Here is a 25,202-nt window from a genome sequence, read left to right as displayed (position 1 = left end):
TCGCGCCTATCGATGATGGAAGGACCGATGTCGTGAAGATTCGACTGGTGGCAGGGGTGGGTGTCGCCGTACTGAGTATCAGTGCGGGCATGGCGATCGCACGTCCCGCATCCAACGCGCCCGCAGCCGTGCTGGCTGCCCACACATCGCCGTCGACCAGCCTCGACCCTACGGCGCTGAGAAAAGCACTTGACGATGTCCACCGCGCGGGGATGCCGGGCGTCTACGCCGAGGTACGCGACGCCAGCCAGGTATGGCGCGGTGCCTCCGGCGTCGCCGACATCCAGACCGGCCGTCCCGTGAGGCCCGACCTGCGGCAGCGCGTCGGCAGCATCACCAAGACCTTCACCGCCGCCGCGATCCTTCAGCAGGTCGAGAAGGGCCGAATCGAGCTCGATGCGCCGATCGGCCGCTACCTGCCGCGGTTGGTGCCGGGAGAGCGCGGCAGGAAGATCACGGTTCGGATGCTGCTCAACCACACCAGCGGCATTCCCGAGTATCTCCCCTACGCGTTTCCGTCGCTCAAGGAGTGGCCATCGCTGCGGGACATGTCGCCGGAGAGCCTGGACGACAACCGGTTCAGGCAGTTCCGCACGACTGAGCTGATCGAGATGGGACTGGCAGCCCCCGCCGCCGGCGAGCCGGGTGCCACCCCGGGCGTGTACTCCAACACCAACTACCTGCTCCTCGGCGAGCTCCTGGAGCGGGTAACCGGCACCACGGCGGAGAATTACATCACCCGGAACGTCATCGATCGTGCCGGGCTCCGGCACACCGAGTTCCCGGCCGGGCCACGTATCAACGGGCCGCACTCGCGGATGTACGAGGCGCTGTTCGGCCTGATCGACCCACCGCGCGACTACAGCGTCTACAACATGTCCTGGGTGATGACCGGGGCGGGCCTGGTCTCGACGATGGAAGATCTCAACCGCTTCTACGACAGGCTGCTCGGCGGCAAGATCGTCAGCCGGTCGTCGCTGGCACAGATGCAGCGCACGGTTTCGGTCATCAGCCACGAAGGGCAGCAGATCGAGTACGGCCTCGGTCTGCACAAGCTCACGGTTCCCGGATGCGGCACCTTCTGGGGCCACGACGGCACGGCCTGGGGAGCGATGACGACGTCCTGGACCCGCGCCGACGGCAAGCGGCAGACATCCATCGCGTTGAACCTCACCCGGTGGAACAAGGCCGACTCGTCGGGGAACCCGCAACCCCACCCCATCGACGACGCGCTGGCGGCTCTCCACCGGCAAGCGATGTGCGGGTAACAAAGACGCACGGGCATCGGTGGGAGGAATGACCATACCGACCTTGTTCAGGCAAGGTCGGTATGGGAGTGCCTGAAGCAAGGCCATCACGGAAAGGGCCAGGCGTGATCGCACGGACATGGCGAGGATGGGCCTCGCCAGCAGCAGCGGACGAGTACCAGCGCCACTACGAGACCGAGGTAGCGGCGCATCTCCAGCAGGTTCCGGGCTTCCGCGGCGCCCGCCTGCTACGACGCAACGACGGCGACGAGGTGGCGTTCACCTCAATCACGTTTTTCAGCAGCATGGACGATGTTCGCGCATTCGCCGGCGACGATCCCGAACAGGCCGTGATCGAGGAGAATGCCCGGCGCGCTCTCAGTCGGTGGGACGAGCGCGTCACCCACCACCACGTCGCCGCCGATCTCGCACCAGGACCAGCTGCGATCCCCAGGTCGTGCCGGGGCGGATCTTCCTCAGTCGTCGAGTAGTCGCCATGCGGTGAGGGCGAGCCTTGCCCGTATCAGTCCAGTGGGCTCGGCGAGGTCGATGCCCAGGGCTTTTCCGAGCTGTTCGAGTCGGCGGGAGACGCTGCTGTGGTGGAGGTGGAGAAGGTCCGCGGCCCGGCGCTGTGAGCCGGTGGCGCAGTACACCTCCAACGTGTCCAGATTCGCTGGGTCATCGGCCACACGAGCGATCGCGGCCACGTCGGCGTTGTGTCGCGCGACGTCGTGGGGTACCTGTGCGAGCAGCGCCAACGCTCCCAGGTCGCTGTAGTGGACGATCGGCTTGCGTGAGGTGGTGAAGCGGAGCGCCGTGCGGGCTTCCCCCCAGGAACGGTCGGGGCTCCCCGCGGCGCCCATGCCTGCGCGTACACCTGCCGGAAACCGAGCCGGGTCCACGGTGGTGGCCAGGATGACGCCGACGTCGGCGAGCGACGCCGCCTTCGCCGGACGGGCCGGGCAGACCACGGCGGCGACTCGGTCGAGGGAGAGCTGCGAGCGTACGGCGATGACGCGGACCGGCAGGTCGGTGGCGAAACCCAGGAGCCGTAGCGCCCGGTTCCTTGCCGCGTCATCGCTGTCGGAGCTGATCGCGAGTTCTACGAGGGCGGGGTCGGCCATGGTGGTGCGGGCCGGGCCGTATCTCTCGACCACCGCCGCTGCGGCGATGGCGAGCCGGTCCAGCAACAGTTCGTCGAGCGGGCCGGGCGTGGCGAGACGCTCCAGCCACACCGTGCCGATTTCTTCGTCATCGAGGGTGATCGGCGCCGTTGTGGACGCGGGCGGCGGCGGAACGCTCGCTTCTCTGCCCTCGGGCGACATGCGGGTCACCCGCCCCGTGCCGTGAAGCCGAATCCCGGCCACGCACTCGGCGAGGCTCGCCGAGGCTCGGGCGAGCGCGGGGAGATCCACCCGTCGGCGCATCAACGTGTCATAGAACATGACGACGCGGATCGCACCTTCGGCGTGTGCATCCAGGTGCGACAGCCGCAGGGCCAGTGCCTCCATGACAGGAGGATAGGTCGCCGATCGGGCGTCACGTAGGCCCGCGCCGGGCGCCGCTTCCGATGTCGACCGACCAAGCCGCGCATCCAAAGTGGTTGTATGGCCGAACCATCAGGTTGTAACGTCGAACCATGGTCGACGGCGATGACGTAGGTACGGCGCAGGACGCCCTTATGCGGTTCATCCGCAACTTCGGCCTCCACCAGCCCGATCGCACCCCGTGCGGGCAGCCGCTGCCCGTCTCGGAGGCGCATGCCTTGGCAGAAATCGCTCGGGACGGCCACCTGCGGCAGGCCGAACTGACCCGGCGCCTACGGCTCGAGAAGAGCACGATCAGCCGCCTGGTCACCAACCTCGAACGACGCGGCTGGATAACCCGCCAGGCCGCCAGCGAGGACGGACGAGGAGTCCTGCTCCAACTCACAGAAGCCGGAGTCACCGCCGCGGCACGACAAGCCGAGGCGCGCCGAACGAAATTCACCACTCTCCTGGCCCGTATACCTGACGAACAGCGCGCGTCCGTCGTACATGCGCTGCAGACCCTGGCGGAGGCCGCCGATGAGAAGCTCTGACCGTTCCCGCAGCCGCCGCTACGCCCTCGCCGTGAGCGTCGCCCTGGCGACACTGAGCGGCGCCTGCCGACGGCAACCGCGAACCGACGACGTCCGCAACGAGGCCCGATCGGCAGGCGCAAGTCGCCGAGCGGGGCGAATCGGTCATGCCCTTCGACCTCGACCGCACCACCCACCACTTCACGAAGACCGACAGCGGGGGCGTTCAGACCGTCGTCGCCGACGATCCCCGGGACGTCAACCAGGTGGCCCTCATCCGACACCACCTGCAGCAGGAGGTCGAACGGTTCCGCCGGGGCGACTTCACCGACCCCGCCGCCATTCACGGCAACGGCATGCCCGGGCTCGCCGTGTTACGCGACAGCGCCGGCAAGATCGAGATCGGATACGAGACGACGGCTGACGGCGCGCGCATCACCTACGCCAGCAGTGCCGTCGAGATCGTCTCGGCCCTGCACGCCTGGTTCGACGCACAGGTGCGGGATCACGGCACGCACGCCACTCACGGTGCACCCCCGTCGGCAAAGTGACCCTGCGCCCATCGGCGCCACTTGCGCCGTTACCGAGATCCAGGCGCCAGCAGCCGTCGACCGTGGCTTTCCGCGGCGCCGGACGGCGACCTGATGTATCCGGCGGTTGGTGGAGATGTCCAGGTCCGCTGGCGACCTTGTAGCATCCGGCGGACGACGGGCGGCACCGGAGCGCGGCTCTGATACGTACGACTCGGCGGGCGACCCTGCCGGGTCGGGTGGCCGCGGCGCGCCGGCCCGGCCGGGGCCGAAGTGAGAGAGGAACCTGCTCAGCGTGTTCCAGGAACCGGATCGGACCCGGATGGTTGGCAGAAACGACATCGGCGGGCAGGGCGCCACCGGCCCGGCGCCGGGCGCCGACCCGGCGGCGTCGGACGCGGAGTTGGCCAAGGCGGTACGGCAGGTCGCCGTGCTGCGCACCGGGTTCTACGTCGTCGTGCTGCTGATCGCGCTCGGCGGCCAGGTGTCCGGGGCGATGGAGCGGCTCGGCATGCCCTGGTACGTGGCCCTTCCCGCCGTCGGTGCGCTGGAGCTGGGTGGCGTCGTGGTGCTGGCGAACGCCGACGTACGCCGTCGACTGGGCGAACCGGCGCTCCTGTCCCGCGTGCTGTCGGCGGGCATCGCGGCCGCCGCCGTCGCCTTCAACTGGCTGGCGCACGGCAACCACCTCGAAGGCGGCTTCTACGCCGGCATGTCTCTGCTCGGTTATCTGGTGTGGCTCATGAGCACCGAGAACCAGCGGCGGGACCGGTTGCGCGCCCGGCGGCAGTTGCCGCCCACGACGCCGGCGTACGAACCGGTCGGGCACTGGCTGCGGCACCCGTGGCTCACTCGCCGTGCCCGCTCCCTGGCCAAGGGCGAGCCCGGTCTCGGGCTCTACGGCTCGCTCGACGCGGCCCGCGCGCAGATCCGGGCCGAGCGCCGACAGGCGGCGCTCACCAAGGTGTTGCACCGCAAGATCCGCAGAGCGCTCGACGGCACGACCGCGGACATCGCCGTGGCGGTGTACGACCTCGACGAGATCGCCCGGAGGCTGGCCGCGCAGGCGGACTACGACGGGCTCACCGCGCTGATCGCCGCCGACCTCGCACCTGCGCGCGTGCTGGCCGGGAACCTGCCGGCGGGCGGCCGCGGCCGGCGGTGGCGTCGGTCCGGTCGACCGGATCCCGTGGCACTGGCCTCGGCCGCGCGGCTGCTCGCCGACACCCCGGAGCGGCTGCTCGCTGACGCTCCCGAGCCGCCCACGGTCACCGCCCCCGCGCCCCAGGCAGCCGCCGCGGCAGACGCGCCCGCGGTAGCCCCCGCGGCCGACGCGGCCTCCGGCGGCTCGGAGCGGCCAGGGTCGGCCGGGGACGACGTACGGCAGGCCGACACCACCGAGCGGACGGGAGACGGTCCGGAGCGTCCGGGGCCGGAAGGGTCCCGTTCGGCCACGCCGGAACGCACCAGCCGCCAGTCGGAACGCTCGGCAAGCGCCGACCCGGCCACCCCGGCCACGGATCAACCCGACCCGAGCCGCGCCTCCGGCTGGGCAGCGCTGCACGCGGAACTCGCCCCGCTCCTGCCCGCAGCCGCACCGCGCCGGACAGCGCGCACCACATCGGACCGGTCGGCCAACAGCCGGGCGGAGGCGATGTCGGCGAAGGAGGCACCCGGCTCCCCCGCGGAGCCGGCCGACACCGCACCGCCTGCGACGACCCGCGCCACGGCACCGGCGCCGCGAGCGGCGACGGGACGGGCACGCGTGTCCCGAGTTGCCGATCCCACGCGAGAGCTGCCACTTGTGGTCGGGCGGGACCTGCCGGACCTGGTCGATGCCGCTGCTAGCCGTGTCACACCGCCGGCCGCGGTCGCCGACGCCACCGAGGAGTCCGCCGAGCAACGATCGGCGTCGCGCCCTCGGCAGCGCCGGCGGGACGACGCGGACGGACGGCCGAGCTCGGAGACCACCCGGCGGCGGTCGAACACGCAGTCGGCCGAAGCCGGTCGGCCCTGACCAGAAGAGCCCGACGAGGACCTGCTCTTCGAAGAAGGCCTCGACGGCATCCTCCTGGCAGCGGCACGGACGGCCGCGTCGAGCAGCTGATGCCGCGCGGCCGGCTCGGTCCGGGCGCCGCAGAAGCCGCGCCGTCCTATCGGTCCGCTCCGCGCCGTCCCGTACAGACAGCGTTCCGGCGCCGGCCACGCCTGGTTGATCGCGTGGTCGGCTCCGCTTCGTACGGTCCCGGCCATGACTGTCCTTTCCCCATCCTCGCTACCCGGCCGCGCCACGACGGGGCTCGTCGCCACGCGGGCCCGGGCGGCCGCCGTCGTGGCCGCGCTCGCCGTCACCGGTGCCGCCGCCGCGGTGGCCGTCGCGACCTCGTCGCCGGCCGCCGCCAAGCCGGGTGACGTCGTCGTCTCGGAGAGCTTCTCCTCCGGGTCGCTGCCCGCGGGCTGGAACGCGGTCGACGGCACCTGGAAGGTCCAGAACGGGCGGCTGTACGGGACGTCGGCCAGCTCCAGCGCGAACAACAAGATCACTTTCGGGCGGCACCTCAACGACTTCCGGTTCGAGGCGACCATGCGGTTCGAGTCGGTGTCCGCGGCGACCCGCTGGGCCTCGCTCGGTGTCGACGTGCCGGCCGACGGCGCCACCCCCTGGTGGATCGCCACCATGCGCAGCGGCACCACCGCGGCGAACGGTCTCGAGTTCGCCCAGCGCACCACCGGAAACGCGTGGGTCGTGACGAACACCGCCGCGGCGCCGTACGCCGCGGGCACGGGCCGGGACATCCGCGTCGCCGTCGAAGTGCACGGCAGCCAGGCCCGCTGGATCTTCGACGGACGCGAGATGATGCGTACGACCAGCCTCCAGCGTTCCGCCAACGGCGTCCAGGCGCTCTTCGTCAACGGCGCCACCATCTCCTACGACGACGTCGTCGTCACCGAGCTGCCGCCGAACGGCTACATCCGCCCCTCGGGGAGCCCGCTCACCGTGATCGCGCACCGCGGCGCGTCCGCCGCCGCGCCGGAGAACACCCTGGTGGCGCAGGAGATCGCCCGCAGGGGCGGCGCCGACTGGATCGAGAACGACGTCCAGCCGAGCAAGGACGGCATCCCGTTCGTGTTGCACGACAGCACCGTCGACCGGACCACCGACGGGACCGGCGCCGTCCGGAACCTGACCGCCGCGCAGATCAAGGCACTCGATGCCGGCTCGTGGTTCGCCCCGCAGTACGTCGGCGAGCGGGTGCCGACGCTGGCCGAGCAGCTCGCCGACCTGCGGACCCGGGGCGGCAAGTTGCTGCTGGAGATCAAGGGCAGGCACACCAGGGACGAGGTCGCCCGGATCATCCAGGTGATCCGGGACGAGCAGATGATGGGCCGCGTCTTCGTCCAGAGCTTCGAGGTCGACGCGCTCCGCTACACCTACGAGCTCGCCCCCGAGCTGCCGCTCGGCCTGCTCCGCAGCAGCCTCGACGCCGATCCGGTGGCGATCTCCCGGGACCTGCACCTCACCGCGTACAACCCGGACGGCAACGCCCTGCTGGCCAAGCCGGAGATCGTCGCCCCGCTGCACGCGGCCGGTGTCGCGGTGATGGCGTGGACGATGGACTCGGCCAGCCTCTGGCAGCGGCTGGAACGGATCGGCACCGACGGGGTCATCACCAACCGCCCCTCCGAGCTGGTCGGCTGGAACTCCGCGTTCACGCAGCGACCGACCGCCGAGCCGACGGTGGCGATCACGTCGCCGGTCGACGGCGCACGGCTCGACCGTGCCCAGTCCCCCGTCGTCGCGGTCGCCGCGACCGACGCGGACACCGTCACCGTCACGCTCGACGGCGAGAAGGTCGAGACCGGGCACGCGCTCGACCTGCGCGCGCTGGCCGCGGGCACGCACACCGTCCGCGCCGACGTGACCGGTCCCGAGGGCACCGCCACCGCCACCAGCACCTTCACGCTGACGGCGAGCCAGGCCGGGCTCGGCTACCTGGTCCTCACCTCCGGCGCCCGCCAGTCCGCGATCAACACCATGACGGTCAAGCTGGCACACGCCGACTACGCCCAGCTCGCCACGTACGTGGACCAGCAGGCCGGCAAGCTGGTGCCGGCCCGGGCCGCCGGCCTCATCGCCACCGACGCCCGGGCCCTCGTCACGGAGTAGCCCGCCGCACCGCGCGTCCCCGCCGTCGCCCGCGACGGCGGGGACTTTCGTTTCCCGCGAAAGACCTCGATGTGCCGCCGCCATATGTCGGCGCCCTCCGAGGACATCTCACGCACGTGTTACGGCTCCCGAGCCGATGCGATCCCCCGGGAACTGCTAGCGTTGCTGCTCACCCGTGGCTGCCGCTGGTGGTACTTCCCCCTCCAAGAAAGCCCCACCAATCCAGGGAGATACCGATGCCGGAGCCCGAGCCCGTCGACGAGGCCCACACCGAGGACGCGGACACGCCACCCACGGCCGAGACCGAGACGGACGAGCCTGCCGTCTACGCAAATCGTGCTGCCCGACGGGGGAAGGGCAAGGCCGCCTCGCCTCAGCCGTACGCAAAGGGTCAGCGCCTCGGCGGTCGGGGCTCGGTGCAGAGCCCGCGTCAGTGGGGTAACCGCCGAAGCGGTTGATCCGTTGGTGGAGCGCCGCCTTGGCTGTGGCGGCCGTCGCGCCCGTTGGCGAGCTACCCTTCCACCGCTCGCTTGAGCGCATGACAGGGGCCGCGGTCCACCGCCGGGGCACCGGTGCAGAGTCGGAGAGGCCATCACGATGAGCAAGCCCATCGATTACGACGCACCGCGCCGACCCGCAGTCGACGTGGAAGACGACAGCCTTGAGGAGCTCAAGGCCCGCAGCGCGGCGCCGCAGTCGGCAACAGTCGACGTCGACGAGGCCGAGGCTGCCGAGAATTTCGAGCTGCCCGGCGCGGACCTGTCCGGCGAGGAACTGACCGTGGCGGTCGTGCCGATGCAGCCGGACGAGTTTCGATGCGCGCGCTGCTACCTGGTGCACCACCGCAGCCAGCTCGCCGCGCAGCTCGACGGCCGGGAGATCTGCCGGGAGTGCTCCTGACCTCCGGGTCAGGCCCCCATTTCCCGCCACCCCGAACGACCACCCAGCCACGCGCCGGCGAGGATCTCCGCGGACGCCCGACTCGGACAGGGGTGCAGCTTCGACCGACCCGAGATGCCGCCGGTCTGCGCCTCCACCTCCCATCGCTGGCCGTCGGTGCGGATGTAGACGTCGCGGCGCCCCCGCGGGCTCCGGTCCCCGTTCCACCAGTGACGCTCGATTCTCACCTGCTGACCCTATAGCACCAGCCGGAAAGACGAACAATATTGATCTTGGGGAGACGGTCGGCGTGATCCGGAAACCCACGAATGGTGGACGAAAGGGGGGATCCGGCCGGGCCGGCACCGAACGTCGGTTCTGCGACGTCTCCGGATTCGTCTCGCTCGGCCCCCAGGGACCCTGACCCAGAAGAGCCAATCGTGTACGGCCTGGAAGGGGTGCGGGTAGACTGATCAACCAGTCCGTCGGTTTCCGGCCGCGGCCTGCGTCTGTTGTCGACCACCACGCGCCGCGACCGCCCGGTCAGCGCCGTGCAGGGCGACCCCTTCCACGTTCGGAGACACCCATGGCGGCACGCCGCCCCCACAAGACACCCCTTGTCACACCCACCTCCTTCGCCGATCTTGGCGTGCCCGGCCGCCTGGTCGCCGCGCTCGAGCAGGCGGGCATCAGCACACCGTTCCCGATCCAGGCGGCGACGCTCCCGGATTCACTCGCCGGACGCGACGTGCTCGGTCGCGGCAGGACGGGATCCGGCAAGACCTACGCCTTCGCGCTGCCGGTCCTCGCCCGGCTCTCGGCCGCCGCGTCTCCGCGGCTGCCCGGCCGCCCGCGCTCGCTCATCCTGGCGCCCACTCGCGAGCTGGCGACCCAGATCGAAGCGACGGTCGCACCGCTGGCCACCGCGCTGTCGCTGCGGACCCTCACGATCTTCGGTGGGGTGGGCGTGCGACCACAGGTCGACGCCCTGCGCGCCGGGGTCGACATCCTCATCGCCTGCCCCGGCCGGCTCGCCGACCACGTCTCGAACGGCCACGCGAGCCTCGACGCCGTCGAGGTCACCGTGCTCGACGAGGCGGACCACATGGCCGACCTGGGCTTTCTGCCGGTCGTACGGCGACTTCTCGACAAGACACCGCCCCGCTCCCAGCGGCTGCTGTTCTCGGCGACGCTCGATGCGGGCGTCGACGTCCTCGTGCGGCGGTATCTCTCCAACCCCGTCACCCACAGCGTCGACTCGGCGACGTCCCCGGTCGCCGCGATGACCCACCACGTGCTGCGGGTGCGTCACGACGACCGGCTCCCCGTCCTGGTCGACCTGACGGCCGCGCCGGGACGGACGCTCGTGTTCACCCGCACGAAGCGGGGCGCCAAGAAACTGACCAGTCAACTGGTCGCTTCGGGGGTGCCCGCCGTGGAGCTGCACGGCAACCTGGCGCAGAACGCCCGTACCCGCAATCTGGCGGCGTTCTCTGCCGGCGACGCCCGCACGCTCGTCGCGACCGACATCGCGGCGCGCGGTATCCACGTCGATGATGTGACTCTCGTGATCCACGCCGACCCGCCCGCGGAGCACAAGGCATACCTGCACCGTTCGGGACGGACCGCGCGTGCCGGAGCGAGCGGCACCGTGGTCACCCTGATGACCGACGACCAGGTGGCCGACGTACGCGACCTCACGCGGCAGGCCGGCATCAAACCGACGGTCACCCGGCTCGGGCCCGGTGACTCGCTGCTCAGCGAACTCGCCCCCGGCGAGCGCCGCTTCGTGACGCCTCCCGTGGCGACGACGCCGCCGCCACGTCACGGACGGGGCCACAGCGCCACGCGCGGCACGAGTGCGCGCACCGCGACGAGCGGATCGACCGCCAGCGCCACGCGCGGGCGAGGGTCGGAAAGCCGTCGGACGAGTGCGGCGGAGACCACGTCCACGCCACGGGGCGCGGCGGCGTTTTCCGCCGGCACGCGGGTCGGCAGTCGGCGCGGTCGGCGCTGACAGCGAAGACACCGCTAGGCGACGTGCTAGCCTCAGCGGGTTGCAACCTTTGGTTCGCCGCATACTTTGCCAGCGCCTGGTGGGTATTTCATCCACCAGGCGCTTTTTGTTCTGCCGGTTCTTCCCGACCAGCAGTGTCAGCAACCGAAGGCTCTACGCATCCGCTACTCAAGGAGAAGACATGGCATTCGGCACAGTCAAGTGGTTCAACGCGGACAAGGGCTTCGGCTTCATCGCGCAGGATGGTGGGGGCGCTGACGTCTTCGCCCATTTCTCGGCCATCTCGTCGAGCGGGTTCCGCAGCCTGGAGGAGAACCAGCGGGTCGAGTTCGACGTCGAGCAGGGCCAGAAGGGCCTTCAGGCTGCCAACATCCGTCTGGTCTGACGTTGGCTCCGCCAAGCCGTGGCGACGAGGCACTGGCCGTCGCCACGGCGGTGGGTGAGACCACGGATCGGCGAATGCCGGCCGGTTCGGACACCGCAGTTCTTCCCGGCCTCGCACCGCTGGTGTTGCACGCGCTGTCCGCCCCCGAGAGCGCGGCCGGGACGGACAGCATGGACCGGCTCCGGGTGGCACCGGTCCCGCTGGTGCCGGAGGTGCGACTGCTCATGGCCGAGGACGCGATCGTCCTCTGGGCACGCCTCGAAGCCGAGGCTGGGCACGCCCTCCCGCCGCCGTTCTGGGCGTCGGCCTGGACCGGCGGGCAGGGTCTCGCGCGTTACATCCTCGATCACCCGGGCACCGTGGCCGGTCGCCACGTCCTCGACGTCGCATCCGGTTCCGGGCTGGTCGCGATCGCCGCGGCGATCGCCGGCGCCGCTACGGTCACCGCCAACGACATCGACCCGTACTCGATCGCGGCAATCGACGCCAACGCTCACGTCAACGGCGTCGAGGTGACCCTGTCGTCGAGTGACCTGCTCGACGGCGACGTCGACGGCGTGGACGTGGTGTTGGCCGGTGACGCGCTCTACCACCCGGCTGTGGCGGCCCGGATGCTGCCGTTCCTCACCCGCGCCGTGGCGAGGGGCGCTCGGGTGCTTGTCGGCGATCCGGATCGGGGCCACCTGGCCCACGACTGGCTGGAGCGGCTCGCGACGTACGAGGTGCCGGCGAGCGGCGCTCCGGAGGACGCGCAGCTTCACCTGACGAGCGTGCTCGCGCCACGACGCGACACCGTGGACGACCGGCGGGGCCGCGCCACACGGGTGCGGAGTGAATCCCACCATTGCCGCACCCGCGAGTAAGCCGGAGGCTGGTGCCGGCGTCGGCGGTGCCGGTCATTCATCGTCGGCCGGCGTCGGCCACGCCACGGTCAGTTCGACGTGGCCGACGCGGGCGGGTGTCAGGCGTCGGGCCTGCCGCCGACCGGCGTCGCGGACGGTACGCGGCCGGCGTCGGACGGCACGGAACCTCCCGACCGGCCCCACAACCCCAACTCACGTGCACCGAGGTAGAGGAACGGCAGCAACAGCACGATGTCGGCGATGTGCGCGATCGACACCTCACGGGTGATCCGGCTCAACGGGAAGGCGATCGCACCCAGGCAGAGCAGTACGCCGACCGGCAGCGGCGCGGTGCGGGTCCAGCAGAGCACGACGCCCAGCGCGAACAGCGTGAGCGGGAACAGCGGACCGGCGATCCAGAAGAGGGTCGTGGCGAAGGGGTACTCGTTGAGCAGCTCGATCGTCCGGGCATGTGAGACGTCGAAGAGGCCCTCGTGGATGCTCTGTACGCCGAACGCCACCCCGCCGACGACCGCGAAGACCGTCACGGGCAGTGCGACGGCCACGTACCGCGGGGCCGTGGCGCGTAGCCGGTCGTACAGCCCGATCAGACCGACCAGCCAGCAGAAGCAGGAGAGCGCGACGAGCGTACCGGCGGTCACGCCCTGCGAGTCGGGCCCCCAGAAGAAGGAGGCGAGCAGGTTCAGGGTTGATCCCAGGATGAGAAACATGGACCAGACGCTATGGACGACGGACCGGCGCTGGATCCACTCCGCGTGGGCGGCGCACTACCGCGGGCGTCGTATCCCGGCCAGCCCGCCGCGGTAGGCGAAGACCACGAGTTGGGCCCGGTCCCGGGCACCGAGCTTGGCCATCGCCCGGTTGGCATGGGTCTTCGCGGTGGCGGTGCTCATGCCGAGCCGTACCCCGATCTCCGCGTTGGAGAGCCCGTCCGCGACCAGCGTCACCACCTCGCGCTCGCGCGCGGTCAACGTGTGCAGGCCGGGCACCTCCGGCCCCCTGGCGTACGCCGCGATCAGGCGACGGGTCACCTCCGGCGCCAACAACGCGTCTCCGGCAGCGACCACCCGGACCGCCCGGCGCAGCTCGTCCGGTTCCAGGTTCTTGAGCAGGAAACCGCTCGCGCCGGCATGCAGCGCCGCGTAGACGTACTCGTCGAGTTCGAAGGTAGTCAGCACGACCACCCGTACCCCGGGCAGCCGGTCGTCGGCGAGGATCCGCCGGGTCGCGGTCAACCCGTCGGCGCCGGGCATCCGGATGTCCATCAGCACGACGTCGGGCCGGTGCGCGCGGGTCAGCCCGATCGCCTCGTCCCCGTCGGCGGCCTCGGCGACGACCTCGATGTCCGGTGCCCGCTCCAGCAGCACCCGGAAACCGGCCCGGACCAGCGTCTGGTCGTCGGCCAGCAGTACCCGGATCGTCATCCTGGCAGCCACCCCCGCACCTGGAAGCCTCCGCCCTCGGCCGGGCCCGCCCGGAGCCAACCGCCCAGGCCGGTCGCCCGTTCTGCCATGCCCCGCAGGCCGTTGCCCGGCGGTCCGCTGGCGCCGCGCCCGTCGTCCTGGATGGTCAGCGTCAGTCCGTCCGGACGGTAGCCGAGCCGTACCTCGATCCGGCGGGCGTCGGCGTGCCGCACCGCGTTCGCCACCGCTTCCTGGACGATCCGGTACGCCGTCGCCTCCACGGCCCGGGGCATGGGCCGGGGCTCGCCGTCGTGGAGCAGCACGGCACCGGTCCCGGCGGCCAGTGCGGGGAGCCGATCGAGCGCGGGTGCCGGCGGCGCAGGGCTGGGTTCGTCCGTCGGGTCGCGGAGACTGCCCAGCCTCCCGTCGAGGCCGGTTGGTCGGTCCCGGCCTCCCGGCTCCCGGTCGCGGCGGCCGTCTCGGAGCACGCCGACGGCGGCGCGTAGCTCCACCATCGCCTCCCGGCTCGCCTGCCGTACCACGTCGAGCGCGGCGCGTGCCTGGCCCGGGTCGTCCTCCAGCACCTCCGCGGCGACGCCGGCCTGCACACCGACCACCGCCAGGGTGTGCGCCGTGACGTCGTGCAACTCCCGGGCGATCCGGATCCGCTCCTCGACGACCCGCTGCTCCGCCACGCGGTCCCGCTCGGCGGCCATCAACGTCAGCCGGATCCGCCGGCCTCGGACCGCCTCGCCGAGCAGCAGCGCCGCCCCGAACACCACCGTCGAGCTGTCCAGGGTCGCGTCCAGCGGCTCCACACCCTCCACCATCATCCGCCCGTGCAGGTCCAGCAGCATGAAGACGCCCGCCACGACCAGACCGGACCGACGCCGGGACGCGACCGCCACCGAGTACATCGCCACCCAGAGCGGCGCGGCGGGGGCGCCGCCGGGATACCGGGACATGTGGTACGCCAGGAACAGGGCGCCCACCGTGGCCAGCGTCGCGGCCGGCCAGCGTCGTCGGGTCAGCAGGGCCAGCGCCATCGCCAGCCCGAGGCCGTACGCCCAGGCGTCCGGCGCGCGGTCGGCGGGCTCCACCGCCGCCATCCCGATCCGGTACACCGTCACCGCGCCGGCAACCGCCACGATGCCGGCCTCGGTCATCCATCGCCGCACAGTGCAACAGTACGTATCCGACCGGCCGCTCACATACCACGAATGCGGTAGCCGGTGGCCGCAGCAACGGCCGTCTCGCCTGCTCAGCGACCTGCGCTCGCGGTGCGACGCGGTAGCGCCCCGCGCGACCGGCCGCGATCGGCTACGGTCAGCCGAATGCAGATCATGCGGAACAGGGTTGTTCGCCTGGGGGCACGGTCTGATGCTCACGGTCGGCAGGAGACGCCGATGTGGCCACATGAGACGGAGCCGTTCGTCGCACTCGGCGCGCCGCCCATGATGCTGCTTCAAATGGCGTACGAGGCGGCGGTGCGCCGCCGCGCCGACAGCGTCGGCACCCTCGACGTGCTGGCCCACCTGGCGACCGGCGACAAGCCGAGACCGCAGTGGCTGTTCGCGGATTCGCGGGCCGGGCTCGCGCGCATGGTCGCCGAGCCGCACCGGATGCCGACGAGACGAGCGGCCGGAGAACTCAGGCCCGGGCCAGGCACCGATCTCGACTCCGAGGTGCAGGCCGTTGCGCGTGAGGTCGAGTGGCGGGCACGCCGCATGGCGGGACGCCCGATGATGCTCCGACAATCAGACGTGGAGCACTGGGAGGCACGGCCCCGCTGGAGCGCTGGCGTTCAGGCAATGCTCGCCGGGACGCTGACGGCCGCTCGCGAGCACGCTGTACCGTTCGCCGACCGGAACCACCTGTTACTCGGCATGCTGCGCCTGCCGGACTGCGACGGAACCCGCTACGCCTTCCCCTACGAACACGCGCGGATGGCTGCACTGGAGCGCCTGAGCCGGGAACCGGATCTGCGGCGGCCCGCCGCGCCCCATCCCACCCTCGACCTCGCAACGATGGAGGCGAACCAGGCGTCCCTGCCCAATCGCCTCGCGAAGTGGCTCTTCACACCGTTCTTCCGGCTTGCCCGTGTCGGCCCGCTGCTCGGGGACATCCGAGGGGAGGCGAGACGGCAGGCGGTTCGCTCGGGCCACAATCTGATCGATCCGGCGCACGTCCTGCTCGCGATGCTCACGGCCGATGCCACGTTGGAGGCGACCGGAACGCGGATGCCTGCCGAGCACACGCGCCACAACCGGGGCGGGGCCATCCTGCGAGCCCACCGTGTCGATGCCAGTCGGCTGCGCGAGGTGATCGCGTCCCGCGGCCAACCGCACGAGCCGCCGGCCGAGGTGCTCGCCGAGCAGCTGAACCATGTACGCCCGGGTGACCCGTTCGAGGGGACAGAGGTCACTGCCGCCTGGCATCGAGCCATGAAGATCTCACTCGCCTACCGGCACCGCGACACGGGCACGAGCCATCTCCTGCTCGCGCTCGTCGAGGACGGCGCCGGCGAGGCCGCCTCGATCCTGCGCGCCGTCGGCGCCGACGTGACCACGGTCCGCGAGCGGGTCCAGCAGGACCTGACTTCCGGCGCCGCCGCCTGAGCGCCGCGTACTTGGGTGGCTGGGAAGTTGTCGCTGGAGCCGGTGACCGCCGTCGGCATGCTGCTGCGGGCTTTGGCACGGCGTGACAATCCTGAGTTCGAGTACTGGCGCAGGCAGATGAACCACGACGAGCGGGAGAAGGAACGCCTCTTTCCGTTGCTCTACGAAGTGTTCCGCGGGGCCGTGGAGTTGCGGTTCGCGATCGAGGGCAATCCTGCGCAGATCAAACCGTTCCTCGAGCAACCTCGGCTGTTGCTCTGGCCTGACCACGGTTTCGCCGTCGACAAGGCTGAGGCGCTGATGAGGTCGGCGCTCGGCGAACCTGCGTCGGTGGCTGGGTTCGAGACCGGTGACGTGGTGGTGATCCGGATGCAGATCCTGACCTATCTTGTCGAGGACCTGGAATTGAACGACCGGGACCTGAACACGCTGATAATTCAATCCGAGCGATGGGTGGCCGAGAACGGCCCCTAGGTGCTTGTCCTGACAAGGGTCAAGCGGGCACGGCGGGAGCGCACAACGGCTCACCCGTGGCGGGGTCCTCGCACAGGTAACGGTCGCCTTCGTGCATCCATCCCCACAACCCCTCGTGAAACAGGGGCTGCCCACAGTTCCGGCAGGTGGCGGTTCGCCGTTCCTCCGGCGCCGGCGACGGGACCTCGGCGTCCTTCTTGGCAACAGTGTCCGTCATGATCTCCCCTTGGTCGACGGCTCCGGCGCATGACCGGCGGTCGAGCATGGCGACGGCCGACCTCTATGAAGAGGCGTCGAGGACCGTCGTGCTGTTACAGGGATCCGCACTCGTCACCGAGGACGTGGCGGAAAGACCAGGTGCCGGAGCACGCGTGGCGTGCCCCGGCACCGGTCGGGAGCCGGCCGGCACCGGCTCGCCGTCTTCCCTTACAGGTGGGTTCGCAGGTAGGCGCCGGCGGCCACCAACTGGGTGCGGGCCTGCTCGTCGGCGACGGTGCGGGCGGTGGCCGTGAACACGTCCAGCGCCGCCCTGGCCTGCACCGTCCGGCCGGCGTCCGCAAGGTGCCGAGCCGCCTCGAGCTGGGCCTTGAGGACGGCCGCGCGGGCGGTCGGGAGCACCCGCTCCGCGCGGTACCGGTCGACGAGCGCCCGGGTGGTCGCGAACGTCGCGACCACCTCGAACGATGCCGTCGACTCGGTCACGTTGCCGGCCTTGTCGGTGGCCACCGCGGTCACCCTGTGGGTGCCCGCCGTCGGCGCGACCGCCCCCGTGACCGGCGCGCCGTCGAGCCGTACGACGACCGACGCCACGCCGGACGCCGGATCCTTCGCCGACGCGGTGATCGGCAACGCCTTGCCCAGCTCGTAGGAGCCGCCCTCGGCGACGCCGCCGAACGTCACCACGGGTTTCGTCGAGTCGACCGACACCGACACGGCCTGTTCCGGTGCGGTGTTGCCGGCCGCGTCGACCACCCGGAACCGCAGGTCGTGCCTGCCGTCCCCGGTCAGCCGCACCGGTTCCCGGTAGTCGACCCACGCACCGTCGCCGAGGGCGTAGGAGATGCGCACCGGGTCGGTGCGGTCGTCCGTCGCCGTGGCCGACACGGTGACCGGTGCGACGTACCAGCCGTTGGCACCGTTCGGCGTGGCCGGGTCGACGGCCACCGACATGGTCGGCGGCGTCGTGTCGACCAGCCGGAAGTAGTCGAACGCCACCGTCACCGGGGACACCTGCTCGGGGCCGATCGCCATGAGACCGAACGACGTCATGGCGGCGTCGTTGGTCACCGGGTCACCCAGCGGCGTCCAGGTGACCCCGCCGTCGCTGATCTCGGCCGAGTAGGTGTTGCCGGTCCGCTTGAGCCGCAGGTCGTACCAGCCGCTCTCGGTCGCCTCCGCGACGTCGATCGACCGGTTGCCGCCGTTGCCGAACTCCCCGTTCCGCTCGGACACCAGTTCCGCCCGCAGGTCGGTCGGTGATCCGCTGGCGTTGGTGGCCACCACGTCGAACTTCACGTAGTTGTCGTCGTCGCCGTAGACCAGCAACCCGGCGAGCTGCCAGCGGTGCAGCATCGTCGGCGTCAGCCGGGTCTGGATCGTCCAGTCCCCGTCGGGCAGGTCCTGGAGCAGGAAGTTGCGCGGCGCGACCGGGTTGCCGCCGTTGATGTCGCCCGGCTGCGTCTGCACCCGCAGCTGGCCGTCGGTCACGGCGACCTTCGACGAGTCGTAGCGCACCACGGCGTCCCACCGGCAGCCGTCGAGCGCGTCGCCGTCGAACTCGTCGCCCGGGGCGCGCACGCCGTCGTCCGTGGAGTCCGGCGTGACGGTGAAGTGGTCGAACACGGCGTCGACCTGGTGAGCCGCCGTGTCGCCGGCGGCCATCAACCCGACGGTGGCGCCCGGGATCACCGTGGCCTCGCCGGCCAGCGCCGTCCAGGCGGTGCCGTCGACGGAGTACGCGGCCGTCAGCGTCGACCCGTCGCTCACCAGCCGCAGGTGGACGGCCGACGGGAAGTCCGCCGGCAGCTCCACGGTGGCGTGCCACCTCCGCGTGCCGTCCGCCTCCGTCTGGAACTCGAGGATCCGGCCGCCTGTGAAGTTGCGGGTGAACGCCAGCTTCACGTAGTCGTCGTCGCTGCCGTGCACGAGCAACCCGGCGTGCTGCCACTCCCGGCTGTGCGGGATCGACACGCTCGTCTCGGCCGTCCACGCGCCGGAGCGCGCACGTTGGCCGACGTAGCTGATCGGGCCGGTCGCGGTCTCGTTGATGTCGCCGTTGGTCACCGGCAGCGCCAGCGCGCCGCCGGCTACCCGCACCGGCAGGTCCGGCGCGTGGCGCACCACCGTCCAGCGGGTCGTGTCGAGCGCAGCGCCGTCGAAGGTGTCCGAGCCCTTGACGACGCAGCCCGGGCCCGGCTCGGGCTCGGGATCCGGCCCGGGATGGATGACCTCATCCACGAGACTGAACCCGGAGAACTCCGCCTCGCTCGTGGCCGACGTGCTGTGCGCGGTCACCGCGAGCCCGATGTCCTGCGGGGTCACCGCGCCGGGCAGCGTCACCGGGTCACCGACCCGCGTGAAGGTCACCCCGTCCTTGCTCCAGTAGCCGAAGTACTGGTCGCCGTCGCGCACGATCCGCACCCAGGCGGGGTAGCTCGTCGTGCTGGCGCCGGTGCTCGCGTCGAGCTGCCCGTTGCCGTCGGTGTCGCGCAGCCACTCGAAGCCGAGCCCTGCCCGCATGGTCATGGCCGCGTAACCGGGCGAGGTGCCGGGCTGGGTGATGTCGTTGCGGACGATCAGGCCGGCCTTCGCGGACGGGTTCGAGTTGCTCTGCCGTTCGATCTTCACGGTGGCGGTCCACCGGTCGCCCGCGGCGGCCGGACGGTAGACCGCGCCGTACTGGTCGGTGCCCTGCCACATGTTCGCGCCGCCGGAGTTGACCACCCAGGTGTCGGTGTCCGGCCGGTCGACGGTGGCGTCGGTGATGCTGAACGTCTGCCAGTCGCCGTACAGGTCGCCGACCTCCACCTCGACGATGCGCGAGGTGGTGCTCGCGCCCTTGTCGTTGGTGGCGACGGCGGTCAGCCGGTAGCGCTGCTCGGTCGTGGCGTTCCAGGTCACGGCGTACGGCGCCGTGGTGTCGACGCCGATCGAGGTGTCGCCCACGAAGAACTCGACCTTGCTGATCGTGTTCTCCGCGTCGCTGGCGTCGGCGGTGACCTGGATCGCGCCGGGCTGAAGGTCGTCATCGGGGGTCGGGGCGGTCACCGCGACCCTCGGCTTGCTCGTGGGCGAGACGCCCTTGCCGTCGGCCTCGACGAAGTTGAGCCGCCGCTCCCCCGCGCCGGGGAACACCGCGTACAGGGTGAACGTCTGGCCCGGGTCGGTGACGTCGACCGGTACGTCCACGTAGCGGTTGGCGCCCGTGGCCGGGACCTGCGCGGTGCCCAGCAGTGCGCCGTCCGGCGCCCCGCGGCGCAACTCGATGGTGCCCGCTCCGGCGGCGCTGACACGCAGGACCAGCCGGTCCACGCCGCGCAGATTCACCGGGTCGTACGACGCCCAGGCGCCGTTCTGCCCGGTGATGGCGTTGTTGTGACCCTCGACGTCCCGCGCGGGACCGACGGTGACGCCCTGCGAGGCGTCGAAGAACTCCGCCTCCCGCTGCTTGGGGAACAGCAGCGTGGTGTCCGACCCGGTGAGCGGCGGGATGCCGCCGGGGCCGCCGGAGTCGGTGTAGCGGCCGTCGAGGGCGTAGAAGACGTTCATGTCGTCGCTGTGCCCGCCACCCAATGAGGTGGTCACCGTGCCGGTGCGCCCGTGCAGCGGCTCGGCCGGGTGGGCGTGCTCGTCGTGGCCGAGCGCCGGTTGGATCACCACGTCGGCGTCGTCGATTTGGGTGTCCTCGGCGTCGGTGACCGACAGGTTCCAGCTGATCTGGTCGCCGAAGTCGAAGAACGCCCCGGTCGGCGGCAGGTCGAAGCGCACCTGCGGCCGGGAGTTGCCGACCGTGACGGGCACGGTCGTGGTGCCGGTCTTGCCGTGCGGGTCGGTCACCGTGAGGCGCGGGTTGTAGACGCCGTTGGCGGTGTACGTGTGGGTCGGCGCCCGCTCGGTCGAGTCGACCGTGCCGTTGCCGTCGAAGTCCCACGCGTACGTCAGCGGCTCGCCCTCCGGGTCCGACGACGGCGCGCCGTCGAAGCGGACCTCGAGCGGCGCGTGCCCCGAGTCGGGTGTGGCGGTGGCCTTCGCCTCCGGGGAGCGCGAGCCGGAGATGTAGTCGATGCGGTACAGGCCCGAGTTGGGGTTGTCGCGGCCGAAGCCGCCACCCCAGTCGAGCACGTACAGGGAGCCCTCGGGGCCGAATGTTGAGTCGATCGGGGCGAGGAACTGTTCCTGCGGCAGGAACGGGTTGACCTTCTCCACGTTCCCGTCGGCGGCCGGAATGATCGAGTACATCTTGTTGCGGGACCACTCGTAGAAGAACGGCTTGCCGTCGTAGTACGCCGGGAACTTCGTGTCCGACTCCAGGTCGGGGTCGTACTGGTAGAACGGGCCGCCCATCGGCGCGAGGCCGCCGCCCTGCGGGATGACCGACGGCACCGAGGACCGCTTGTAGCCGTACCACATCTTCGCGGGCTTGGCGGCCGGCAGGTCGGTGAGGCCGGTGTTGCGGATCGAGTCGTTGACCGGGTTGGCGCAGTCGAAGTACGCGCCGACGGTCACCGGGTTGGTGCGGTAGTCGACGTCGCGGAACGGCTCGTTGTTGCCCATGCACAGCGGCCAGCCGTAGAAGCCGGGTTCGGTGATGAGGTTCCACTCGGCGATGCCCGCGGGGCCGCGGTCGGGGTTGTCGTTGCCGTTGTCCGGCGAGTAGTCGGCCATGCCCAAGGCGCCGGTCTTCGGGTCGACGGAGAACCGGAACGGGTTGCGGAAGCCCATGGCGTAGATCTCCGGGCGGGTCTTCGCGGTGCCCGGCGGGAACATGTTGCCCTCGGGGATGGTGTACGTGCCGTCGGCTTCCGGGTGGATGCGCAGGATCTTGCCGCGCAGGTCGTTGGTGTTGGCCGAGGTGGCCCGCGCGTCGTGGAACGTGCCGTCCCGCTCGGACAGGGGCGCGTAGCCGCCGGACGGCTCGGAGTGCGGGTTCACGTCGTCGCCGACGCCGAGGTAGAGGTTGCCGTCGAGGCCGAAGGTCAGGCCGCCGCCGGTGTGCCCGGGCTCGTCGGGCAGCCGCCGCGCGGGCACCTCCAGCAGCACCTTCTCACTGGCCCGGTCGATCTGGGAGCCCTCGCCGACGGTCAGCCGGGACAGCCGGTTGACGAAGGTGGCCGGGTCGGTGTCGTCGCCGCTCGCCGGCGAGTAGTAGACGTACAGGTGGCCGTTGCTCGCGAAGTCGGGGTCGAGGGCGATGCCGAGCAGGCCGTCCTCGCCGCCGGAGTACACGGGGATGGTGACGGCCGTGGACGTGGTGCGGGTGCGCGGGTCGTACACGCGGATCTCACCACGCACGAGTTCGGTGTAGAACACGCGGCCGTCGGGGGCGACGTCCATGGCGTACGGCGCGCTGGTGTTCTGGTCCAGTGGCACGCGCTCGAACTTGTCCCAGGTGGTGCCGCCGCAGTCGCCCTCGACCAGGCCGGCGGCCCACTTCACGCCGCCGACGATGTGCTGCACGAGCTGCGGCTCGCCGGTGTAGTGCGCGCCGAAGTGGCCCATGCCGGTCATCCAGGCGCGGCCGCCGTCGTACGGCTTGCACCAGGAGATCGGGTGGTCGTAGCCCATGGCGTTGCCGCCCGGGTCGTAGGTCGTCTCGTCCATCGTGGCGAGCACGTGGGCGTTGCCGCGGACGTTGAGCGCGTAGTTGTACCACTCGTCGGCGCGCTGCCACCGCTGTGGCAGGTGGCTGGTCGACGGGTGGGTGCGGTCCTCGACGCGGACGGTGCCCGGCAGGCCGGGGCTGCTGCCGGTGGCGGCGTGGCCGGGCATCAGCGTGCCGATCATGTTGTCCCACCATGCGTAGTTGCCGCGCATGTCGGTGGCGTTGTGGATGGCCACGATGCCGTGGCCGGCCTCCATGTACCGCTCCATGGCCGCCTTCTGGTCGGCGGTCCACGGGTCGCCGGAGGCCTGGAACATGACGAGCGCGTCGAAGTGGGCGAGGTCCTCGTCGTTGAAGACCGACGAGTCCTCGGTGTGCTCGGAGGTGATGCCGGCGTCGGCGAAGGCGGCCTGGAGCACGGGGACGCCCTGCTCGATCGCCTCGGTGTGCCGGAACTGGGTGGTCTTCGTGAAGATGAGGACGTGGGCGTCGCCGTGCGCGCCGGGGTGGGCGGCGGCCGGCGCTGGGCTGATCATGGACATCGCGAGTGCGGCGGCGACCGGCATCGCGAGCAGCCGTCCCCACCGGGGACGCCGGGTCACGTTCATGGGTGCGGAACCTCCTGGGCGCGAGGAACTGGTGCTGTCGTGACCGTGCGGCGTGCCGGCGCCGTCGGACGAGTGTGCGGTTGTGCTGGGGTCAGGGCATCACCGTCCTCAGGAATTTCAGGCCGTCGACGGCGATCGCGTCCTGGGTCTCGGCGAGTGGACGCCAGATGGAGGCGGCGGTGGCGATCGTCGCGTTCGCCGCCGTGAACGACTCGATGCACAGCGGGCCCGTGTAGCCCGTCTCGTCGACCGCGGCGAGGATGGCCGGCCAGTCCAGGTGGTCGGCGCCGGGCGTGCCCCGGTCGTTGCCGCAGACCTGGACGTGCGCCACCCGGCCGGCGGCCGCGCGGATCGCCGCCGGGATGTCGGTCTCCTCGATGTTCTGGTGGTAGAGGTCGAGCGCGACCCCGCAGTGCGGCAGGTCGCCGATCGCCTCGAGGGTCTGGCCGACGGTGTTGAGCAGGCTCGTCTCGTAGCGGTTGAGCGGCTCGACGGCGACCGTGACACCGGCCGCGCTCGCGTGCGCGACGACGGGCGCGAGGTTCTCCCGCAGCTGCGCGTACGCCGCGGCCCGCTCGGCCGGTGACAGCCGCCAGGTGCGGCCCACCGAGGCGTACGCGGGGCCCGCGATCACGGCGGAGCCGACCGTCTGGGCCGCGTCGACCACGGTACGCAGGTAGTCCTGCGTGGATCGGACGGTGGCCGCGTCGGCCGCGACGAGTTCGCGGCCGGGTGGCATCACGAGGCACACGGTGGCGCCGAGGCCGTGGTCGGCGAGCACCCGGGCGGCCCGGCCCGGGTCCCAGTCGCCCGGTGTCTCGACGGGGAGTTCGAGCACGTCGAAGCCCCACCCGGCGGCCCTGGCCGCGAGGGCGGCCAGGGTCGCGTCGGTCAGCGGCGAGGTCCACACCCAGGTGTTGACCCCGATCGCGTGTCGGGTCACTTCCACGGCCCCGGGTAGCCCGGCATGTTCTCGCAGCCGCACATGGCGTAGTGCAGCGGCGGCATGTCCTGCTTCACGTACTCCCGGACGGTGTCGCTGGTGATCCGCGGCTGCGGCAGCACCCACTCCTTCGGGACCGGCTCGCCCTTGAGGATCTTCACGGCGGCGATGACGGGGGTGCGCCACTGGTAGGTGGGGTAGGTCGGCGCCACGGCGTTGAGGCCCTCGTCGACCCAGAGCCGCAGGAAGTCCTGCTGGTCCTCGCCGACGATGGCGGGCACGTCGACGCCGGCGTCCTGGAACGCCTCGACCGCGGCGACGGCGGTGGCGCCCGCGTCCATCCAGACGCCGTCGATCGTGCCCTCGCGCTGGATGTAGTCGGCCACGATGCTCTTGGTCTTGGCCGCGTCGCCGTCGGTGAACTCCACGCCGACGACGTCGAGTTCGCTGCCGCCGAAGATCTCGTTGGCCGCCGCCCACCGCTGCTCCAGCACGTCCACGCCGGGCAGGATGCGCAGGGCGAGGACCTTGCCGCCCGGCTTGACCTTCTCCTTGAGGAACTCGGCGCCGTTGGCGCCGAACGCGAAGCCGCCGATGGGGTGGATGAAGGTGACGGGGCAGGTGGTGTTGACGCCCCGGTCGAACACGATCACCGGTACGCCGGTGGCGCAGGCCTGCTCGACGGCCGGCGTGAGCGTGGCCGTGGTGTTCGGTGAGATGACGATGGCGGAGCAGTCGCGCCCGGCCAGCGACTGGATGTCGCTGATCTGCTTGTCGTCCTTGGCCTCGGCGTCCAGGACGACGAAGTCGGTGATCTCGGGGTGCAGCTTCACCTCCTGCTGCATGGTCTTGAAGCCCACCTGCCGCCACGGGTTGTCGACGGCGGCGTTGGAGAAGCAGAGCCGGTACTTCCCGCCCGGCTTGGCGAACTTCGAGGTGTCGAACATCTGCGGCTCGAGCATCTGCTCCCACGGCTTGTCGGCCGGGCCCTGGGGGGTGGCGTTGCGGAACGCGAGCTGGCGGTCGTACTGGGCCTGGTCGAAGAACTCGGACTTGCGGCTGTCGGAGCCGGGCGACCCGGTGCCCGAGGGCTCGTCGGCGGGCAGATCACTGGAACATCCGGCGAGGGCGAGCGCGCCCGCCACGGCCATCACGGCCCATCTTCTCGTCATATCGGTGTCTCCTTA

General features: G+C 71.1%; 20 protein-coding genes. 12 read left to right on the top strand and 8 right to left on the bottom strand.

Features of this window, described 5'->3' with window-relative positions; all coding sequences use genetic code 11:
* The first annotated feature begins 32 nt into the window (after positions 1 to 32).
* Together ACSNOA_RS15405 and ACSNOA_RS15400 are read left to right on the top strand one after the other, a co-directional pair.
* Positions 33 to 1,268, top strand: coding sequence for a serine hydrolase domain-containing protein (locus ACSNOA_RS15405; protein ID WP_436658994.1), 1,236 nt, complete (start codon positions 33 to 35; stop codon positions 1,266 to 1,268).
* A 104-nt stretch (positions 1,269 to 1,372) separates the two neighbouring features.
* The gene (locus ACSNOA_RS15400; protein WP_436658992.1) at positions 1,373 to 1,738 is read left to right on the top strand and encodes an antibiotic biosynthesis monooxygenase family protein; all 366 of its coding nucleotides are present in this window, start codon (positions 1,373 to 1,375) and stop codon (positions 1,736 to 1,738) included.
* Here the strand turns inward: ACSNOA_RS15400 and ACSNOA_RS15395 are convergent.
* Positions 1,724 to 2,758: a PucR family transcriptional regulator gene (locus ACSNOA_RS15395; RefSeq protein WP_436658991.1), complete on the bottom strand. Its 1,035-nt coding sequence runs from the start codon at positions 2,756 to 2,758 to the stop codon at positions 1,724 to 1,726. The two genes, ACSNOA_RS15400 and ACSNOA_RS15395, sit on opposite strands and share 15 nt — an antisense overlap.
* A gap of 128 nt (positions 2,759 to 2,886) precedes the next feature.
* Between ACSNOA_RS15395 and ACSNOA_RS15390 the strand changes: the two genes are divergently transcribed.
* From ACSNOA_RS15390 to ACSNOA_RS15370, 5 genes are all read left to right on the top strand, one after another.
* The gene (locus tag ACSNOA_RS15390) at positions 2,887 to 3,327 is read left to right on the top strand and encodes a MarR family winged helix-turn-helix transcriptional regulator (protein ID WP_436658989.1); all 441 of its coding nucleotides are present in this window, start codon (positions 2,887 to 2,889) and stop codon (positions 3,325 to 3,327) included.
* A 146-nt stretch (positions 3,328 to 3,473) separates the two neighbouring features.
* Positions 3,474 to 3,857 (top strand): hypothetical protein, encoded by a 384-nt coding sequence (locus tag ACSNOA_RS15385; protein WP_436658988.1) that lies wholly within the window; start codon positions 3,474 to 3,476, stop codon positions 3,855 to 3,857.
* A gap of 301 nt (positions 3,858 to 4,158) precedes the next feature.
* The gene (locus ACSNOA_RS15380) at positions 4,159 to 5,853 is read left to right on the top strand and encodes a hypothetical protein (protein ID WP_436658986.1); all 1,695 of its coding nucleotides are present in this window, start codon (positions 4,159 to 4,161) and stop codon (positions 5,851 to 5,853) included.
* A gap of 234 nt (positions 5,854 to 6,087) precedes the next feature.
* A complete protein-coding gene (locus ACSNOA_RS15375; RefSeq protein ID WP_436658984.1) occupies positions 6,088 to 8,004 on the top strand; it encodes a glycerophosphodiester phosphodiesterase family protein in 1,917 nt (638 codons plus the stop codon).
* Between the two features lie 597 nt (positions 8,005 to 8,601).
* Positions 8,602 to 8,904, top strand: coding sequence for a DUF4193 domain-containing protein (locus ACSNOA_RS15370; protein ID WP_436658982.1), 303 nt, complete (start codon positions 8,602 to 8,604; stop codon positions 8,902 to 8,904).
* A gap of 8 nt (positions 8,905 to 8,912) precedes the next feature.
* On the opposite strand, the gene ACSNOA_RS15365 is transcribed toward ACSNOA_RS15370, so the two are convergent.
* Entirely contained in the window at positions 8,913 to 9,131 is a 219-nt protein-coding gene (locus ACSNOA_RS15365) for a hypothetical protein (RefSeq protein WP_436658981.1), read from the bottom strand.
* Between the two features lie 338 nt (positions 9,132 to 9,469).
* Between ACSNOA_RS15365 and ACSNOA_RS15360 the strand changes: the two genes are divergently transcribed.
* The 3 genes from ACSNOA_RS15360 (at position 9,470) to ACSNOA_RS15350 (ending at position 12,148) form a co-directional block, all read left to right on the top strand.
* Positions 9,470 to 10,900 carry a DEAD/DEAH box helicase gene (locus ACSNOA_RS15360; protein WP_436658979.1) on the top strand — a complete coding sequence of 477 codons (1,431 nt, stop codon included), beginning with the start codon at positions 9,470 to 9,472 and terminating at the stop codon, positions 10,898 to 10,900.
* Positions 10,901 to 11,081: 181 nt separating this feature from the next.
* Positions 11,082 to 11,285 carry a cold-shock protein gene (locus tag ACSNOA_RS15355; RefSeq protein WP_073838002.1) on the top strand — a complete coding sequence of 68 codons (204 nt, stop codon included), beginning with the start codon at positions 11,082 to 11,084 and terminating at the stop codon, positions 11,283 to 11,285.
* 170 nt (positions 11,286 to 11,455) lie between these two features.
* The gene (locus ACSNOA_RS15350; RefSeq protein ID WP_436662305.1) at positions 11,456 to 12,148 is read left to right on the top strand and encodes a class I SAM-dependent methyltransferase; all 693 of its coding nucleotides are present in this window, start codon (positions 11,456 to 11,458) and stop codon (positions 12,146 to 12,148) included.
* 98 nt (positions 12,149 to 12,246) lie between these two features.
* Here the strand turns inward: ACSNOA_RS15350 and ACSNOA_RS15345 are convergent, their stop codons facing one another.
* The 3 genes from ACSNOA_RS15345 to ACSNOA_RS15335 are packed head-to-tail and all read right to left on the bottom strand — an operon-like array spanning position 12,247 to position 14,729.
* Positions 12,247 to 12,858 (bottom strand): hypothetical protein, encoded by a 612-nt coding sequence (locus tag ACSNOA_RS15345; RefSeq protein ID WP_436658977.1) that lies wholly within the window; start codon positions 12,856 to 12,858, stop codon positions 12,247 to 12,249.
* Positions 12,859 to 12,915: 57 nt separating this feature from the next.
* A complete protein-coding gene (locus tag ACSNOA_RS15340) occupies positions 12,916 to 13,572 on the bottom strand; it encodes a response regulator transcription factor (protein ID WP_436658975.1) in 657 nt (218 codons plus the stop codon).
* On the bottom strand, positions 13,569 to 14,729 hold the full coding sequence (locus tag ACSNOA_RS15335; RefSeq protein ID WP_436658973.1) for a sensor histidine kinase: 1,161 nt from the start codon (positions 14,727 to 14,729) through the stop codon (positions 13,569 to 13,571). Before ACSNOA_RS15335 ends, ACSNOA_RS15340 begins: the two co-directional genes overlap by 4 nt.
* A gap of 156 nt (positions 14,730 to 14,885) precedes the next feature.
* Here ACSNOA_RS15335 and ACSNOA_RS15330 point away from each other — a divergent pair, with 156 nt between their 5' ends.
* Together ACSNOA_RS15330 and ACSNOA_RS15325 are read left to right on the top strand one after the other, a co-directional pair.
* A complete protein-coding gene (locus ACSNOA_RS15330) occupies positions 14,886 to 16,169 on the top strand; it encodes a Clp protease N-terminal domain-containing protein (RefSeq protein ID WP_436658971.1) in 1,284 nt (427 codons plus the stop codon).
* A 15-nt stretch (positions 16,170 to 16,184) separates the two neighbouring features.
* A complete protein-coding gene (locus ACSNOA_RS15325) occupies positions 16,185 to 16,643 on the top strand; it encodes a hypothetical protein (protein WP_436658970.1) in 459 nt (152 codons plus the stop codon).
* A gap of 426 nt (positions 16,644 to 17,069) precedes the next feature.
* Here the strand turns inward: ACSNOA_RS15325 and ACSNOA_RS15320 are convergent, their stop codons facing one another.
* From ACSNOA_RS15320 to ACSNOA_RS15310, 3 genes are all read right to left on the bottom strand, one after another.
* Complete coding sequence (locus tag ACSNOA_RS15320; protein WP_436658968.1) at positions 17,070 to 23,072, bottom strand: ThuA domain-containing protein; 6,003 nt, start codon at positions 23,070 to 23,072, stop codon at positions 17,070 to 17,072.
* Between the two features lie 91 nt (positions 23,073 to 23,163).
* The gene (locus ACSNOA_RS15315; protein WP_436658966.1) at positions 23,164 to 24,015 is read right to left on the bottom strand and encodes a sugar phosphate isomerase/epimerase family protein; all 852 of its coding nucleotides are present in this window, start codon (positions 24,013 to 24,015) and stop codon (positions 23,164 to 23,166) included.
* Complete coding sequence (locus ACSNOA_RS15310) at positions 24,012 to 25,187, bottom strand: substrate-binding domain-containing protein (protein ID WP_436658964.1); 1,176 nt, start codon at positions 25,185 to 25,187, stop codon at positions 24,012 to 24,014. Before ACSNOA_RS15310 ends, ACSNOA_RS15315 begins: the two co-directional genes overlap by 4 nt.
* Positions 25,188 to 25,202 lie beyond the last annotated feature (15 nt).

It is taken from the genome of Micromonospora sp. URMC 103, from assembly GCF_051386435.1.
In the GTDB taxonomy this organism is placed as follows: Bacteria; Actinomycetota; Actinomycetes; order Mycobacteriales; family Micromonosporaceae; genus Micromonospora.
The sequence above is the reverse complement of the archived record's forward strand: the minus strand, read 5'-3'. Positions and strand labels throughout refer to the sequence as shown.

Bases quoted from the DNA above. Each gene is read 5' to 3' on its own strand.
- ACSNOA_RS15375 (WP_436658984.1), top strand. From the start codon at position 6,088: ATGACTGTCCTTTCCCCATCCTCGCTACCCGGCCGCGCCACGACGGGG.
- ACSNOA_RS15345 (WP_436658977.1), bottom strand. From the start codon at position 12,858: ATGTTTCTCATCCTGGGATCAACCCTGAACCTGCTCGCCTCCTTCTTC.
- ACSNOA_RS15320 (WP_436658968.1), bottom strand. From the start codon at position 23,072: ATGAACGTGACCCGGCGTCCCCGGTGGGGACGGCTGCTCGCGATGCCG.
- ACSNOA_RS15395 (WP_436658991.1), bottom strand. From the start codon at position 2,758: ATGGAGGCACTGGCCCTGCGGCTGTCGCACCTGGATGCACACGCCGAA.
- ACSNOA_RS15355 (WP_073838002.1), top strand. From the start codon at position 11,082: ATGGCATTCGGCACAGTCAAGTGGTTCAACGCGGACAAGGGCTTCGGC.
- ACSNOA_RS15360 (WP_436658979.1), top strand. From the start codon at position 9,470: ATGGCGGCACGCCGCCCCCACAAGACACCCCTTGTCACACCCACCTCC.
- ACSNOA_RS15310 (WP_436658964.1), bottom strand. From the start codon at position 25,187: ATGACGAGAAGATGGGCCGTGATGGCCGTGGCGGGCGCGCTCGCCCTC.
- ACSNOA_RS15330 (WP_436658971.1), top strand. From the start codon at position 14,886: ATGCAGATCATGCGGAACAGGGTTGTTCGCCTGGGGGCACGGTCTGAT.
- ACSNOA_RS15350 (WP_436662305.1), top strand. From the start codon at position 11,456: ATGGACCGGCTCCGGGTGGCACCGGTCCCGCTGGTGCCGGAGGTGCGA.
- ACSNOA_RS15385 (WP_436658988.1), top strand. From the start codon at position 3,474: ATGCCCTTCGACCTCGACCGCACCACCCACCACTTCACGAAGACCGAC.
- ACSNOA_RS15390 (WP_436658989.1), top strand. From the start codon at position 2,887: ATGGTCGACGGCGATGACGTAGGTACGGCGCAGGACGCCCTTATGCGG.
- ACSNOA_RS15370 (WP_436658982.1), top strand. From the start codon at position 8,602: ATGAGCAAGCCCATCGATTACGACGCACCGCGCCGACCCGCAGTCGAC.
- ACSNOA_RS15380 (WP_436658986.1), top strand. From the start codon at position 4,159: ATGGTTGGCAGAAACGACATCGGCGGGCAGGGCGCCACCGGCCCGGCG.
- ACSNOA_RS15340 (WP_436658975.1), bottom strand. From the start codon at position 13,572: ATGACGATCCGGGTACTGCTGGCCGACGACCAGACGCTGGTCCGGGCC.